The sequence below is a fragment of the Arthrobacter sp. EPSL27 genome (genome assembly GCF_001512305.1).
Lineage (GTDB): Bacteria > Actinomycetota > Actinomycetes > Actinomycetales > Micrococcaceae > Arthrobacter.
In genome coordinates, this window is sequence record NZ_LNUT01000003.1 from 194,029 (window position 1) to 207,662 (window position 13,634).

Sequence of the window (13,634 nt, forward strand, 5' to 3'; positions counted from 1 at the left end):
ATGTCCCGCACGTTGCTCTGGCGGATAACGCGGCTATCCGGGCGGAATGGCTGCGATATCTGCCAGAGCAACGGGGGCGGGTGCGGGCGGGGGAGCTACCCGGCGTCGAACATGATGACCTGGCGCACGGCCTTCCCGTCGGCCAGCTGGTCCATGGCGTGGTTGATGTCCGCCAGGGCGATCCGCGAGGAGATCAGCTCCTCGACCGGCAGTTTGCCCTCCCGCCACAGCTGGGCGTACTTGGGGATGTCCCGGGACGGCACCGCGGAGCCAAGGTAGCTGCCGACGACGGTCCGGGCTTCGGCGGTGACGGTCAGCGGGGAGATCTGGGCGCGGGCGTCCGGGTGCGGCAGACCCGCAGTGACGGTGGTGCCGCCCGCCGCGGTGGCGGCGAAGGCCGTCTCGAAGGCCCGCGGGTTCCCGGCGCACTCGATCACGTACCTGGCCTTGATGCCCTCCGCGAGGACCTCCTGCGGGGTGTAGGTTTCGTGGGCGCCCAGGCGGCGGGCGTGCTCCAGCTTGTCGGCGAGGGTGTCCACGGCCACGATCCGGGACACGCCCTGCGAGATCGCCGTGATCAGCGCGGCCATGCCCACGCCGCCGAGTCCCACGATCATGATGCTGTCCTGCGGCCGGGGCCGGGCCGCGTTCAGGACGGCGCCGCCTCCGGTGAGGACGGCGCAGCCCAGGACGGCGGCGATGTCCGCCGGGATGTCGTCGTCCACCGCGACGGCCGAGGCGCGGTCCACCACGGCGTGCGTGGCGAAGCCGGAGACGCCCAGGTGATGGAAGATCTTCTCGCCGCCGCGGTCCAGGTGCATCGATCCGTGCAGGAGGGTGCCCTCGTTGTTGCTTTTCGAGCCCGTGGTGCAGGGGAGCCGGCCGTCTTCGGCGCAGTTCTCGCACTGCTCGCAGCGCGGCAGGAACGACATCACCACGCGTTGGCCCGGCGCCAGGTCCGTCACTCCGGAACCCACCTCGACCACGCGCCCTGCCGCCTCGTGGCCCAGCAGCATCGGCACCGGCCGCACCCGGTTGCCGTCGACCACGCTCAGGTCCGAGTGGCAGATCCCGGCCGCCTCGATCCTGACCAGGACCTCGGTGGGGCCGGGGCCTTCCAGGTCCAGTTCGGAGACGGTGATGGGCCGGGAGTCCGCGAACGGGCGGGGGCGGCCGATTTCCTCAAGTACTGCACCGGTGATCTTCATCGATCCCTCTCGTGTGGTGTCCAGGCTGGTCATGTTCGTGGCGCTGTTCAGCTAAACCGTATCGGCACCGGGCGGTGAATTCATGCTCCGGGGCCTGCCCGCGCCGGACGGCGGGTCAGCAGCCCAGCTGCGCGGCCAGCTGGAGCAGGAGGGCCTCGGACCCCATCGGCCCGATCAGCTGCACACCCATCGGCAGCCCGGCGCCCGCGGCCCCGCCGGTCCAGTGCACCGGAATGCTGATCGCCGGCAGCCCGCACACGTTCACCATGGAGGACCAGGGCGCGTACTCGCACTGCTTGCGGTAGTCGCCGTCGGCGTCCCCGGTCCATTCGGCGGCCGGCCAGTACCCGTCGCCGTGGGCGGCGCCGGTGAACCAGCCCACCGGGCGGGGGGTCTGGGCCAGCGCCGGCATCAGCATCACGTCCCAGGCGGCGTACTGGGTGATGGTGTCCCGCCGGAACTGGCACAGGAAGCCGAGGGCCTCGGCGAGTTTCGCGGGCCCGCGCTGCTGGGCGCGGCGCCGGAACGTCCGTGTCAGCGGGGTGAGGAGCGCCTCGCGCTGCGGGGCGATCCGGGCCTCCCCGACGGCGGCGGTCCAGGCCGTGGTGAAGGCCGCCGGGTAGCGGTTGTCGTAGCGGACGGCGGCTTCCGAGATCTGGTGGCCGGCAGCCTCCAGCCGGCGGACCGCTTCGGCGAGGGCGTCCAGGGCCTCGGTGGCCGGGGTGAAGGGGAAGATCGTCTGCCAGGGACTGTCCAGGCTCACCCCGATGCGGAGCCGGGGCGGGTCCTGCGCGGCGAGGTCCAGGTAACCGGCGGCCGGCCCGGAAGCCCCCGGAGGGCGGGGCACCATGGCGTCCAGCAGGAGCGCCGCGTCCCCAGCGGAGCGGGCCAGCGGACCGGAGACCACCAGCCCGGCGGGGTCGCCGGTGCTTTCACCTGCCGGCACCAGCCCGCGCCCGGGTTTCAGGCCCACCAGTCCGCAGGCCGCTGCCGGGATGCGGACCGATCCGCCGCCGTCGGATCCCGGCGCGAAGGGCACCAGTCCGGCGGCCACGGCTGCGGCGCTGCCGCCGGAGGAGCCTCCCGAGCTGCGGCTAGGGGCGTGCGGGTTCCGGGAGGGCGGCGCGATCCGGTTCTCGCTGTACGCGGTCAGGCCAAACTCCGGAACCTGGGTCTTGCCCAGCGAGATGACCCCGGCGGTCTTGAGCACGGTGACCAGCGCCCCGTCGGTTAAAGCGGGTTTGTGCTCCAGGGCGGCGCTGCCGTGGGTGGTCACGACGCCGGCGACGTCCGTCAGGTCCTTGAACGCCACCGGCATCCCGTGCAGCGGCGCCAGGGGTGTCCCGTCCCGGGCGCTCCGGGCGTGGGCCTGGTCCGCTGCGGCCGCGTCCTGCAGGGCCTGCTCGGCGGTAACGGTGATGAAGGTGCCGAGGTGCCGGTTTTCGGCGTCGATGCGGTCCAGGTAATGCTGCGTGGCCTGCCGCGCGGACACGGCGCCCGAGTGCAGCGCATCCCGCAGCTCGACGGCGGTCAGCTCATGGATCTCAGCCACGGGACCGCAGCTCCCCGGTTTGACCGGGCCAGGCCCTCCCCGCGGGGGGACATGTCCAGTGGTGGGGCGTGCGGGTGCGCATAGTGGCATTGTGTCCGGTGGCGGGCGCAGGCGGAGGGCATGTCCCGCGGGCGGGGGCGTGGTGCTCCGGGGGACATGTCCAGTGCTGGGGCGCGCGGGTGCGCAGAGTGGCATTGTGTCCGGTGGCGGGCGCAGGCGGAGGGCATGTCCCGCGGTGCGGGGCTGCTGCGGGTCTCCTTTGCGCCATCCCAGAAGCGTAACCTGCTGCCGGGGAGGGCTCCGGCAGCGGCGGCTGGCGATACGCTGGAGGCAGACCATGCATTCTGCGGAAGGACGACCATGAGCGATTTCGATACCGTGACCGTGTCCGACATCCCCGACGGGGCCAGGATCCTCGACGTCCGCGAGGACTACGAATGGGCCGCCGGGCACGCCGCCGGAGCGCTGCATATTCCCCTGGACCAGCTCCCGGCCCGGCTGGACGAGCTGGACCCGGACGAGGACGTCTACGTCATCTGCCGCACCGGCGGCCGTTCGTTCCGCGCCGCCCAGTGGCTTTCCGGGCAGGGGTACTCCGCCCTGAACGTGGCCGGCGGCATGGACCAGTGGCTGGAAACCGGAATGCCGCTGGTGTCCGACAACGGACTCAAGCCCGTCATCCTGTAGTTGAAGAAAGAAGCGCCGATGTCCGCACTGCCTGTCACCTACACCTTCCTCGGGCCTGCGGGCACCTTTACCGAGGCGGCCCTGATGCAGGTTCCCGACGCGGCGGACGCCGTGCGGATCCCGTCGTCGAACGTCAACACGGCGCTGGACAAGGTCCGGGACGGCTCGGCGGATGCCGCGATGGTCCCGATCGAGAATTCCGTGGAGGGCGGCGTCACTGCCACCCTGGACGCCATCGCCACAGGACAGGAACTGCGCATCCTGCGCGAGGCCCTGGTGCCCATCAGCTTCGTCCTGGTGGCCCGGCCCGGGACCCGGATTGAGGACATCCGCAGGATCTCGACGCACAGCCACGCCTGGGCGCAGTGCCGGCTCTGGGCCGACAAAAATATTCCGGATGCGGAATACATCCCCGGATCGTCCACTGCCGCCGCGGCCATGGGGCTGCTGGAGGGCGACGTGCACTACGACGCGGCCATCTGCGCCCCGATCGTTGCGGCGGAGCAGCCGGGACTCACGGTGCTGGCGGAGAACATCGGCGACAACCCAGGGGCGGTGACCCGCTTTGTGCTCGTTGGCCGGCCCGGCTCGCTGCCGGAACCCACCGGCGCCGATAAGACCACGGTGGTGGTCCCGCTGCCGGAGGACCGACCCGGCGCCCTGATGGAGATCCTCGACCAGTTCGCCACGCGCGGGGTGAACCTCAGCCGGATCGAGTCCCGGCCCACCGGGCAGTACCTGGGCCACTATTTCTTCAGCATCGACGCCGACGGCCACGTGGCCGACGCGAGGGTGGCGGATGCCCTGGCAGGACTCCACCGGATCAGCCCGGCCACCCGCTTCCTGGGCTCCTACGGCCGGGCCGACGGCCACCGGACGGTGGTGGAACCGCACACCTCGGACCAGGCATTCCGCGCCGCCCATGCATGGGTCAAAGACATACTGTCCGGGGCATCCGTGGTGCCGGAATATACGTCCGGGGCTTCGCCCACAGCGTAGACAAATGCCACATCAGGCACTTCCGCCCCTATGAAACTGTGCGTATGCTTGCCTGATCCATATTGGGGAAGTCCTCTACGAGGGAGCAGGTCATGGCAGGCACCAGCCTTGAAAATGACGGCCAGGGAATGATTGTCAATCCCAAGCCGACCGCTGACAACCAGGACTGGGACGGCGACGACGCCGACCGTGCGGACCGGCTGCGCTTCGAAGAGGAGCAGGCGATGATCCGCGAGCAGTCCGAGGCGCGCGCCGCCAAGGCCGCCGCTGACGCGAAGAAATCCGCTGAGGAAAAGACAGCAGCCGACAAGGACGCCGCGAAGCCGGACGCCCCGGAAGAAGCAAGCGCCTAGTCCTCCCCCGAACCGTCCTTGACCCGGATGAGAAGTGAGCCGGGGGCAATCTGCACGGTGACCTTGGTGGCCTCGCCGGACGGATCGCCGTCCACCTGTGTAGCCATTGGTTCCGCGCAGCGGAGGGTGATCTTGCCGGAGCGGTAATACGTCATCACCGGCAGGTTCCTCTTGTGCTTGAGCACAATCTTCCAGTACATCGCCAGCCAGCCGATGGCGCTGCGCGGGCTCATGACCACCACGTCGAGCATCCCGTCGTCAATCATGGCCTGGGGGATGAAGTCGATCCCGCCGGGGATCAGCCCGCAGTTCGCGAACAGCACGCTGCGGATCTTCCGGGTCTGCTCCGGCTGGTCATCCAGCGAGATGGAGACCTTCTTGCGGCGGCCCGGGAGGTGCCGCACACCCGCCTCGGTGTACGCCAGCCAGCCCACGGCCTTCTTCAGCCCGTCGTTGGTGTCGCCCACCACCTCGGCATCCATGCCGATGCCGGCAATGACCAGGAACGTGTGCACGGCCGACTCGTTGGTGCGGGAGTTCTCCACGGTCATCGTGGCCGTATCGATAAAGCGCTGGTGCCCGAAGAGCGCCGTCTGGACGCTTCCGTGCAGGTCGCCCACGTCGAGGTGGATATTGCGGGCCAGGAGGTTTCCGGTGCCCAGCGGGATCAGGCCCATAGCGGTGTCCGTGCCGGCCAGGACGTCCGCCACCACACGCACCGTGCCGTCGCCGCCGCCCACCACGACGACGTCGGCGCCGTACTCGACGGCGGCCCGCGCCTGCCCGAATCCGGGGTCCTCGGCGGTGGTGTCGAAAAAGCGCGGCGGCACCCAGCCGGCCGCGGCGCACGCATTCTCGATGAGGATGCGGGCCTCGGCGGACCGGGCCTTGATGGGGTTCATCACCACGGCCACCTTTTGCTGGCCCAGCTCCGGGCTGTGGGTTTCCTCCCAGGCGGCGCTCCGTGTGTGCTTGGCCTTGAGCCGGCGCACTCCCCACCAGCTGGAGACGGCAAACGCCAGGACTCCGGCGATGATGAGGTAGAGCAGCCAGTCGCGCATTGTGCTCCAACACTATCCCGCCGGTGGCCGCGGGCCGGATTGCCCGGGGATTGCCCTGTAATGGTGGCCGGATTGGATAGTCTAGTTCCGTGATCGACGTAAAAGACCTCAGCGAAAATCCGGACAAGTTCCGGGCCAGCCAGCGCGCCCGCGGCGCCGATGAGTCCGTGGTGGACGCGATCATCGCCGCAGACTCGGCCCGCCGTGCTGCCCTGATCCGCTTTGAGAACCTGCGGGCCGAGCAGAACGCGTTCGGCAAGAAGGTGGCGCAGGCCAAGGGCGAGGAGAAGCAGGCCCTGCTGGCCGAGGTCAAGGTCCTCGCCGGCGAGGTAAAGGCCGCCTCCGCCGAGGCCGACGTCGCACAGGCCGCCCAGGAGGAACTGCTGCGCGGCATCCCCAACCTCATTGAGGACGGCGTCCCCGAAGGCGGCGAAGACGATTACATCGTGGTCAAGACCGTGGGCACCCCCCGGGAATTCCCCGACTTCGAGCCCAAGGACCACCTGGAGATCGGCGAGCTGATCGGCGCCATCGACATGGAGCGTGGCGCCAAGGTGTCCGGGTCTCGGTTCTACTTCCTGCGCGGCGTGGGGGCCCGGCTGGAAATGGCCCTCCTGCAGATGGCCATGGAGCAGGCCATCGGCGCCGGGTTCGTCCCCATGATCACCCCCACGCTGGTGCGCCCGGAAACCATGCAGGGCACCGGTTTCGACGTCAAGCACGACGCCGAGATCTACCGCCTCGCCGAGGACGACCTCTACCTTGTGGGCACGTCCGAGGTGGCCCTCGCCGGCTACCACGCCGACGAGATCCTGGACCTGTCCGCCGGGCCGATCCGGTACGCCGGACAGAGCTCCTGCTACCGCAGGGAGGCCGGTTCACACGGCAAGGACACCCGCGGCATCATCCGCGTCCACCAGTTCAACAAGGTGGAGATGTTCATCTACACCACCGTTGAGGAGGCCGCTGCCGAGCACGCCCGGCTGCTGGCCTGGGAAGAGGAGATGCTGGCCAAGTGCGAGCTGCCCTACCGGGTGATCGACACCGCCGCCGGCGACCTCGGCAACTCCGCCGCCCGGAAGTTCGACTGCGAGGCCTGGGTCCCGACGCAGGGCGCCTACCGCGAGCTGACCTCCACGTCCAACTGCACCACCTTCCAGGCACGCCGGCTGAACATCCGCGAGCGTGTGCTCGGCGAGGACGGGGCTCCCAAGGGAACCCGCGCCGTCGCCACGCTGAACGGCACCCTGGCCACCACCCGCTGGATCGTGGCCATCCTGGAGCACCACCAGAACCCGGACGGCTCCGTCAACATCCCGGCGGCCCTGCAGAAGTACCTCGGCGGGATGACGGTCTTCCCCGTCCTCTAAGCCGCCGCCGGCCCGTCGGCAACTGTTCACGCCGGGTTCACGGCGTGCTGTGGCCTGGATCCTAGCGGCTGTCGGAGGTGTCTGCTCTACTTGTGGGATGACAACAATGACTGAATCCTCAGTCGCCGGCAACGATGACCGGCGCGAGAACAACCAGAAGAACCAGAACAACATCGAGAACAATCAGAAAACTGCAACGGCCGCAGCGCACAAGCTGATGGTCGCGCTTGACGTCGACGGCACCCTCGTGGACCACGACGGCCACATGTCCGTGCCCGTCCGCGAAGCCGCCCAGGACGTCGTCGCCGCCGGGCACCACGTCACCATCGCCACCGGCCGCTCCCTCAACGCCACGCTGCCCATCATCGAGCACATCGGCATCGAGAACGGCTACGCGGTGTGCTCGAACGGCGGCGTCACGCTGCGGCTGGATTCCAGCCTCAGCGACGGCTACGAGATCCTGCACAAGGCCACGTTCGATCCCGGCCCCGTGCTGCGCGCCCTGCGCCGCAGGCTGCCCACGGCCAAGTACGCCCTTGAGGACGCGGACGGAAACTTCCTGTCCACCGAGCGCTTCCAGGACGCCAGCTTCGGGGTGGAGGCGATCGGCGTCGACTTCCAGACCATGCTGGAAGCCACCGCGGTCCGGGTGGTGGTCTTCAGCGCCGAGAACACGCCGGAGGACTTCAACGCCGCGATCCACCACATCGGGCTTTCCGGCGTGACCTACTCGGTGGGCTGGACGGCCTGGCTGGACATCGCCGCGGAGGGCGTCACCAAGGCCAGCGCACTGGAGCACCTCCGGGGGCGGCTGAGCATCGAGACGCACCGCACGGTGGCCGTCGGCGACGGCCGCAACGACATCGAGATGCTCACGTGGGCCGCCCGCGGCGTGGCCATGGGCCAGGCGCCCGAGGAAGTGATCGCCGCCGCGGACGAGGTCACGCACTCCGTGTTCGACGACGGCGCCGCGCACGTGCTGCGCAGCCTCCTGCTGTAGCAGCCCGCTTCGGCGGGGCCCGGTACCGGGGTCAGCGCACGTCGAGGATCAGGCCGAGCAGCCTGGCCGCGGCGGGACGCGCCGCGTGTTCCTCGTTCCACTGCGCGCGGGCCACGGCCTTGCTGACCGCCTGCGTGGTGATGCCGAGCTCCTCGGCCACGGCTTTCTGCTGCCCGCGGACCCCCGGGGTCATCAGGTCCAGGACCCGCCATTCCGCCGGGCTCCGGTCATGGACGATGTGCCCCAGCAGCCGCAGCACGGCTTCGGACTCCGCAGCAAGGTCGGCCAGCGGGCCCTCCACGGCCACCGGGATCCGGTCCTTGCCGTTGCGCAGCCGGTCCACGGCCCGGCGGGCATAAACCAGCCCGTGTCCGGAGGCGTCCTTGATCTGGTTCGGCAGGGGCTCGTTGACGGGCCCGACGCCGATGCCCACGTACCAGCTGCCCGTGCGCAGGGCCACCATCGCCGCGTCGACGGCCTGGTGCGGAAAGTCCACAATGCCCTGGACTTCGTCCTCCACCGAACGGTCGAAGTCGAGGCGCGCCGGGATGTGCCGCAGGTCCCTGAGGAGCTGCGGCACGCGGTCGCCGTCGCGCCGGCTGTCGGTCTGGTTAATGGTCAGCGTGAACATTCTGGCACCACACTACCCGGTGGTACTTTCGTGGCAAATGTCCCTGCTCCGCCCCGTCACATGCCCGGCGCCGGCCATCGGAACGCCGGCAAAACCCCGGAAGAACGCCGGTAAAGCACCGCGTGGATCTGCTCCCGGGCCTGCCGTGTCGGGGTTGCCCCGGCTGCCCGAAGATGGTGCGATGGACGCTGCGCCGCCAACGGAGGCCCTAGTGAAACGAGGACTGCAGTGAGTAGTGACGCACATGGTGCCCGGCCCGCTGAGGCTGAACTGGACCTCGTGGACCGCTGGTGGCGGGCCGCGAACTACCTGTCCGTAGGGCAGATCTACCTGAGGTCCAATCCGCTGCTGCGCGAACCCCTGGACGCCGGCCACACCAAGTCGAGGCTGCTGGGCCACTGGGGCACCACGCCCGGACTGAACTTCGTCTACGCCCACCTGAACCGGGTGATCCGCCGCGACAGCCAGGAGATGCTGTTCATTGCCGGTCCCGGCCACGGCGGCCCCGCCGTCGTGGCGAACGCCTGGCTGGAGGGCACCTACTCAGAGGTCTACAGCAACGTCGGCGACGACGAACAGGGCCTGGCTGAGCTCTTCCGCCAGTTCTCCTACCCCGGCGGGATCCCCAGCCACGCGGCCCCGGAAACCCCGGGCTCCATCAGCGAGGGCGGGGAGCTGGGCTATTCCCTGGCGCACGCCTACGGCTCCGTCTTCGACAACCCGGACCTGGTCACCGCCGTCGTGATCGGCGACGGCGAGGCTGAAACCGGGCCGCTGGCGGCAAGCTGGCACTCCCACAACTTCCTGGACCCGGTGAACGACGGCGCCGTGCTGCCCATCCTGCACCTGAACGGCTACAAGATCGCCAACCCCACGGTCCTGGCCCGCATGCCCGAGGCCCAGCTGGAGCAGCTTCTGCGCGGCTACGGCCACGAGCCGCACTTTGTGACCGTGGCGGACCCGGACGACACGGAGTCCGCGCACCGCGATTTCGCTGCCGTCCTGGACCGCTGCCTTACCGAAATCCGGGCCATCCAGGCGGCCCGCCGCAGCGGGGACGCACCGGGCGACGCCCACGAAACCGGCGCGGCCGCCGGGGATGCTCCCGCCGCGCGCTGGCCGGTGATCGTGCTGCGCTCGCCGAAGGGCTGGACCGGGCCCCGGATGGTGGACGGGCTCCAGGTCGAGGGGACGTGGCGGAGCCACCAGGTGCCCCTGTCCGGGGTGCGCACCAACCCGGAACACCTGGCGCAGCTGGGGGAGTGGCTCGAATCGTACCGGCCCGGCGAGCTCTTCGACAACGCCGGCCGGCTCCGCCCCGACGTCGCGGCGAACGCGCCCCAGGGCACGCTTCGGATGAGCGCCACCCCGTACGCCAACGGCGGCGTCCTGCTGCGCGACCTCAAGCTGCCGGAGTACGCGGACCACGCCGTCCCGGTGGCGCAGCCCGGCGTCGAACGGGTCAGCGCCATGGTGACGCTGGGCTCTTGGCTGCGGGACGTCATCAGCCTGAACCCCGAGACGTTCCGGCTGTTCGGCCCGGACGAGACGGCCTCCAACCGGCTGCAGGACGTCTACGAGGTCACGGACAAGGTGTGGCAGTACCGCATCGAAGAACTCGACGAGCACCTGGCCCGCGCCGGACGCGTCATGGAAGTCCTCAGCGAACACCTGTGCCAGGGCTGGCTGGAGGGGTACCTGCTCACCGGCCGGCACGGCGTCTTCAGCTGCTACGAGGCGTTCATCCACATCGTCGACTCCATGTTCAACCAGCACGCCAAGTGGCTCAAGGTGCACCGCGAACTGGCCTGGCGGCAGCCGGTGGCCTCGCTCAACTACCTGCTGTCCTCCCACGTCTGGCAGCAGGACCACAACGGCTTCTCCCACCAGGACCCCGGGTTCATCGACCATGCCGTGAACAAAAAGGCCGAGGTCATCCGGGTCTACCTGCCCCCGGACGCGAACACCCTGCTGTCCGTGATGGAGCACTGCCTCGCGTCACGGGACTACGTGAACATCGTGGTCAGCGGCAAGCAGCCCTCGCCCACCTGGCTCGGGCCCGCCGAGGCCGCGCACCACTGCCAGCGCGGGCTCGGGATCTGGGAGTTCGCCGGGTCCGAAGTTCCCGGCGAGGAACCCGACGTCGTGCTGGCCTGCGCCGGTGACGTGCCCACCGTGGAGACGGTGGCCGCGGCGGAACTGCTGAAGGCCGGTGCCCCGGGCCTGAAGATCCGCGTGGTCAACGTGGTGGACCTGATGCGGCTCCAGGACGCCAGCGAGCACCCGCACGGCCTGACCTCCCGGGATTTCGACGGGATTTTCACCGCGGACAAGCCCATCATCTTCGCATACCACGGCTATCCGTCCCTGATCCACCGGCTGGCGTACCGGCGGACCAACCAGGAGGGGCTGCACGTCCGCGGCTACAAGGAAGAGGGCACCACCACCACAGCGTTCGACATGGCCATGCTCAACGGGATTGACCGCTTCCAGCTCGCCATTGACGCGATCGACCGCGTGCCCGGCCTGGCGGAGAAGCATTCGCTGCTGCGGCAGGCGCTGCAGGACAGCCGGATCAGGGCCCACAACCACACCCGGGACCACGGCGAGGATGCGGAGGACATCAGCGGCTGGACCCTTGGCGAGGTTCCGGGCCAGGGTCTGCCCCGGTAGCCGGACCGCCGGCCGGGTTACTGTCGGAGCCCGTCCAGCCCGGCGGCGGGCAGATGGATCCAGCCCTCGGTCCGGGCCGGGCCGGCGTGGGCGGGATCCGGGCGGAGGGTCGCGCCGAGGGCCACGGCCCGAGCGGTGAGCGAGGCGATCAGCGCGTCGAACATGTCGTCGGAGCCCGCCAGCAGGTCCTCATGGCCGGCCAGGTCCAGCCAGGGGGCCGCCTGCTGCAGTGCGCCGACCAGTTCGCCCAGCCGCTGCGCCTCGGTCCCGCCGCGGCCCTTGTAGCCGCGGGCCAGCAGGCCCCAGGACTTCAGGGACGCCGCCGGGTAGACCTCCGCCAGCCGGCCGCTGCCGTCCCTGGCCTGGGCCCCGAACTCCGCGGCGACCTTGGCCTGGATGACGGCACACCGCATGGCCGGGTGGGCCAGCCGGTCGGCCGAGACGCTCAGCGGAATCAGGCCGGTCCTGGCCGTGACGAACCGGTCGGTGTCGCGGTAGGCGAGCAGCCGCCGGCCCTCGATGCCGTCGTAGCCCAGCACGGGGCCCGCGTCCCCGGTGAGGTGCCCGGCGATGAAGGGCAGGAACGCGTCCGGCCAGCCCACGGGGCAGTCGATCCCGGTCATCTCGCAGGTGCCGAAAAGGCGCACGATCTCCGCGTCGTCGACGCCGAGGTCCAGGTGCGTGAGGCGGGCGCCGCCGTCGGCCCATTCGACGACGGCGGCCGCGGTCTTCTTTGTCGCCGCGGCCAGGTCCACCCCCAGGGTCCGCATGGTTCAGACCGCGCGGTAGCGGAGGGCGCTGGGGATCCCGTCGTCGTGATCCAGCCCCTCGCCGGACGCGAAGCGGGCCCACAGGGCGCGCAACGCCTTGCCGGGGACATTGACGTCCTCCCAGCTTGCCCCCTCCAGCAGCCCCGCCCCGGACCAGGTCTGCTCGTCACCGAACAGCAGCGGCAGGTCCACGGTGTGCGCGGCGCCGTAGACGTTGCCGGGCGCCGCCCAGGAGAGCACGTAGCTGTAGGCCGTGCCGCCGGCCCGGGCGTGCCGCCGCGCGAATTTCCGGGCGGCCCTGCCGTACACGGCCTCGGTCACGGCCCAGTTGATGGCTTTGACGGCGGCTTCCCCGGCCACCGGGACCCGGGTCAGGCGGCCCACGACGCGGTTCCGCGGCAGGAACAGCCGGGCCTCCTCCGTGGTGTGCCCGATCAGGACCTCGATCTCCGGGGCCGTGGCGTTCCAGGCGTCCTCGATGCCGGATTCCGGCGGCAGCGGGGCGTGCCCGTACTGGGTGCCGAACGGCATGGCCGCGACCAGCCCGTACTTCCGGGCCACGCGCGAGACGTGCTCCTCGATCTCCACGACCTCCATCGCCGGGGTGTCCTCGGTGACGTGTTCCGCGGCGATGCCCATCGCGGTGCTCATCTTTTCCCGGCCCCGCGTGATGCCGAGCGGCGCGCTCTGGATGATGGCGCGCTGGAACAGGGCGGGGGCCTCGGGGAACGCCATGAGGTGCGCGACGGCGTCGCCCCCGGCGGACTGCCCGAAGGCCGTGACGCGGCCCGGGTCGCCGCCGAAGGCGCCGATGTTCCGCTGGACCCAGCGGAACGCCTCGAGCTGGTCCAGGAGCCCGAGGTTCGCGGGCCGGCCGGTGCCGGTCGCGAGGTAGCCGAACAGGCCCAGCCGGTACGTCACGGAGACCACAATCACGCGGTTTTCGGCCACCAGGGCGCGGGGGTCGAAGATGGCGAGGTCGCCGGAGCCGGACGTGTAGGACCCGCCGTGGAGCCACACCATCACCGGGACCTGCTCGCCCGCGCGCAGGTCCTCCGGCAGGGTGACCGAGAGCCGCTGGCAGTCTTCGCTGCCCGGAAGCTCCCCGTAGCGGGTGCCCAGGATGTCATCCAGGAACGGCACCGGGCCCTGGGGGCATGCCGGCGCCAGGGACGTTGCCGGGAAGGGGTCCGTCCAGTCGGGGGCGGCCGACGGCGGCCGGAACCGCGCCGCCGTCGCGTACGGGATGCCGGTGGCCCGGACCACGTTGCCGTCCCGCCATCCGGTCACCGGTCCGCAGGGAGGATCAAAGGCAGGGGCGGAGTTCATG

At 70.3% G+C, this 13,634-nt stretch carries 12 protein-coding genes; 6 read left to right on the top strand and 6 right to left on the bottom strand.

The window, feature by feature from the left end:
- Positions 1-95: 95 nt before the first annotated feature.
- On the bottom strand, positions 96-1,208 hold the full coding sequence (locus AR539_RS02965; RefSeq protein ID WP_066432407.1) for an alcohol dehydrogenase catalytic domain-containing protein: 1,113 nt from the start codon (positions 1,206-1,208) through the stop codon (positions 96-98).
- A 115-nt stretch (positions 1,209-1,323) separates the two neighbouring features.
- The gene (locus AR539_RS02970) at positions 1,324-2,760 is read right to left on the bottom strand and encodes an amidase (protein ID WP_066432409.1); all 1,437 of its coding nucleotides are present in this window, start codon (positions 2,758-2,760) and stop codon (positions 1,324-1,326) included.
- Positions 2,761-3,120: 360 nt separating this feature from the next.
- Between AR539_RS02970 and AR539_RS02975 the strand changes: the two genes are divergently transcribed.
- The 3 genes from AR539_RS02975 to AR539_RS02985 all read left to right on the top strand — a co-directional run bounded on the left by AR539_RS02975 (position 3,121) and on the right by AR539_RS02985 (position 4,799).
- Positions 3,121-3,447 carry a rhodanese-like domain-containing protein gene (locus tag AR539_RS02975; protein WP_066432410.1) on the top strand — a complete coding sequence of 109 codons (327 nt, stop codon included), beginning with the start codon at positions 3,121-3,123 and terminating at the stop codon, positions 3,445-3,447.
- 18 nt (positions 3,448-3,465) lie between these two features.
- The gene (gene pheA / locus AR539_RS02980) at positions 3,466-4,446 is read left to right on the top strand and encodes a prephenate dehydratase (protein WP_066432414.1); all 981 of its coding nucleotides are present in this window, start codon (positions 3,466-3,468) and stop codon (positions 4,444-4,446) included.
- 92 nt (positions 4,447-4,538) lie between these two features.
- Positions 4,539-4,799: a hypothetical protein gene (locus tag AR539_RS02985; RefSeq protein WP_066432416.1), complete on the top strand. Its 261-nt coding sequence runs from the start codon at positions 4,539-4,541 to the stop codon at positions 4,797-4,799.
- Here AR539_RS02985 and AR539_RS02990 read toward each other — a convergent pair.
- A complete protein-coding gene (locus AR539_RS02990; RefSeq protein ID WP_066432418.1) occupies positions 4,796-5,860 on the bottom strand; it encodes a diacylglycerol/lipid kinase family protein in 1,065 nt (354 codons plus the stop codon). The two genes, AR539_RS02985 and AR539_RS02990, sit on opposite strands and share 4 nt — an antisense overlap.
- 89 nt (positions 5,861-5,949) lie before the next feature.
- Between AR539_RS02990 and serS the strand changes: the two genes are divergently transcribed.
- Positions 5,950-7,230 carry a serine--tRNA ligase gene (gene serS, locus AR539_RS02995; protein ID WP_066432420.1) on the top strand — a complete coding sequence of 427 codons (1,281 nt, stop codon included), beginning with the start codon at positions 5,950-5,952 and terminating at the stop codon, positions 7,228-7,230.
- Between the two features lie 97 nt (positions 7,231-7,327).
- Positions 7,328-8,230 carry an HAD family hydrolase gene (locus AR539_RS03000; protein ID WP_066432422.1) on the top strand — a complete coding sequence of 301 codons (903 nt, stop codon included), beginning with the start codon at positions 7,328-7,330 and terminating at the stop codon, positions 8,228-8,230.
- A gap of 31 nt (positions 8,231-8,261) precedes the next feature.
- Here the strand turns inward: AR539_RS03000 and AR539_RS03005 are convergent, their stop codons facing one another.
- Complete coding sequence (locus tag AR539_RS03005; RefSeq protein WP_066432424.1) at positions 8,262-8,861, bottom strand: MarR family transcriptional regulator; 600 nt, start codon at positions 8,859-8,861, stop codon at positions 8,262-8,264.
- A 228-nt stretch (positions 8,862-9,089) separates the two neighbouring features.
- On the opposite strand from AR539_RS03005, the gene AR539_RS03010 reads away from it, so the two are divergent.
- The gene (locus tag AR539_RS03010; protein WP_066432426.1) at positions 9,090-11,534 is read left to right on the top strand and encodes a phosphoketolase family protein; all 2,445 of its coding nucleotides are present in this window, start codon (positions 9,090-9,092) and stop codon (positions 11,532-11,534) included.
- Positions 11,535-11,551: 17 nt separating this feature from the next.
- Here AR539_RS03010 and AR539_RS03015 read toward each other — a convergent pair whose 3' ends face one another.
- Entirely contained in the window at positions 11,552-12,304 is a 753-nt protein-coding gene (locus tag AR539_RS03015) for a DUF429 domain-containing protein (RefSeq protein ID WP_066432428.1), read from the bottom strand.
- Between the two features lie 3 nt (positions 12,305-12,307).
- Positions 12,308-13,633, bottom strand: a complete 1,326-nt coding sequence (locus tag AR539_RS03020) for a carboxylesterase family protein (protein ID WP_066432433.1) — start codon at positions 13,631-13,633, stop codon at positions 12,308-12,310.
- Position 13,634 lies beyond the last annotated feature (1 nt).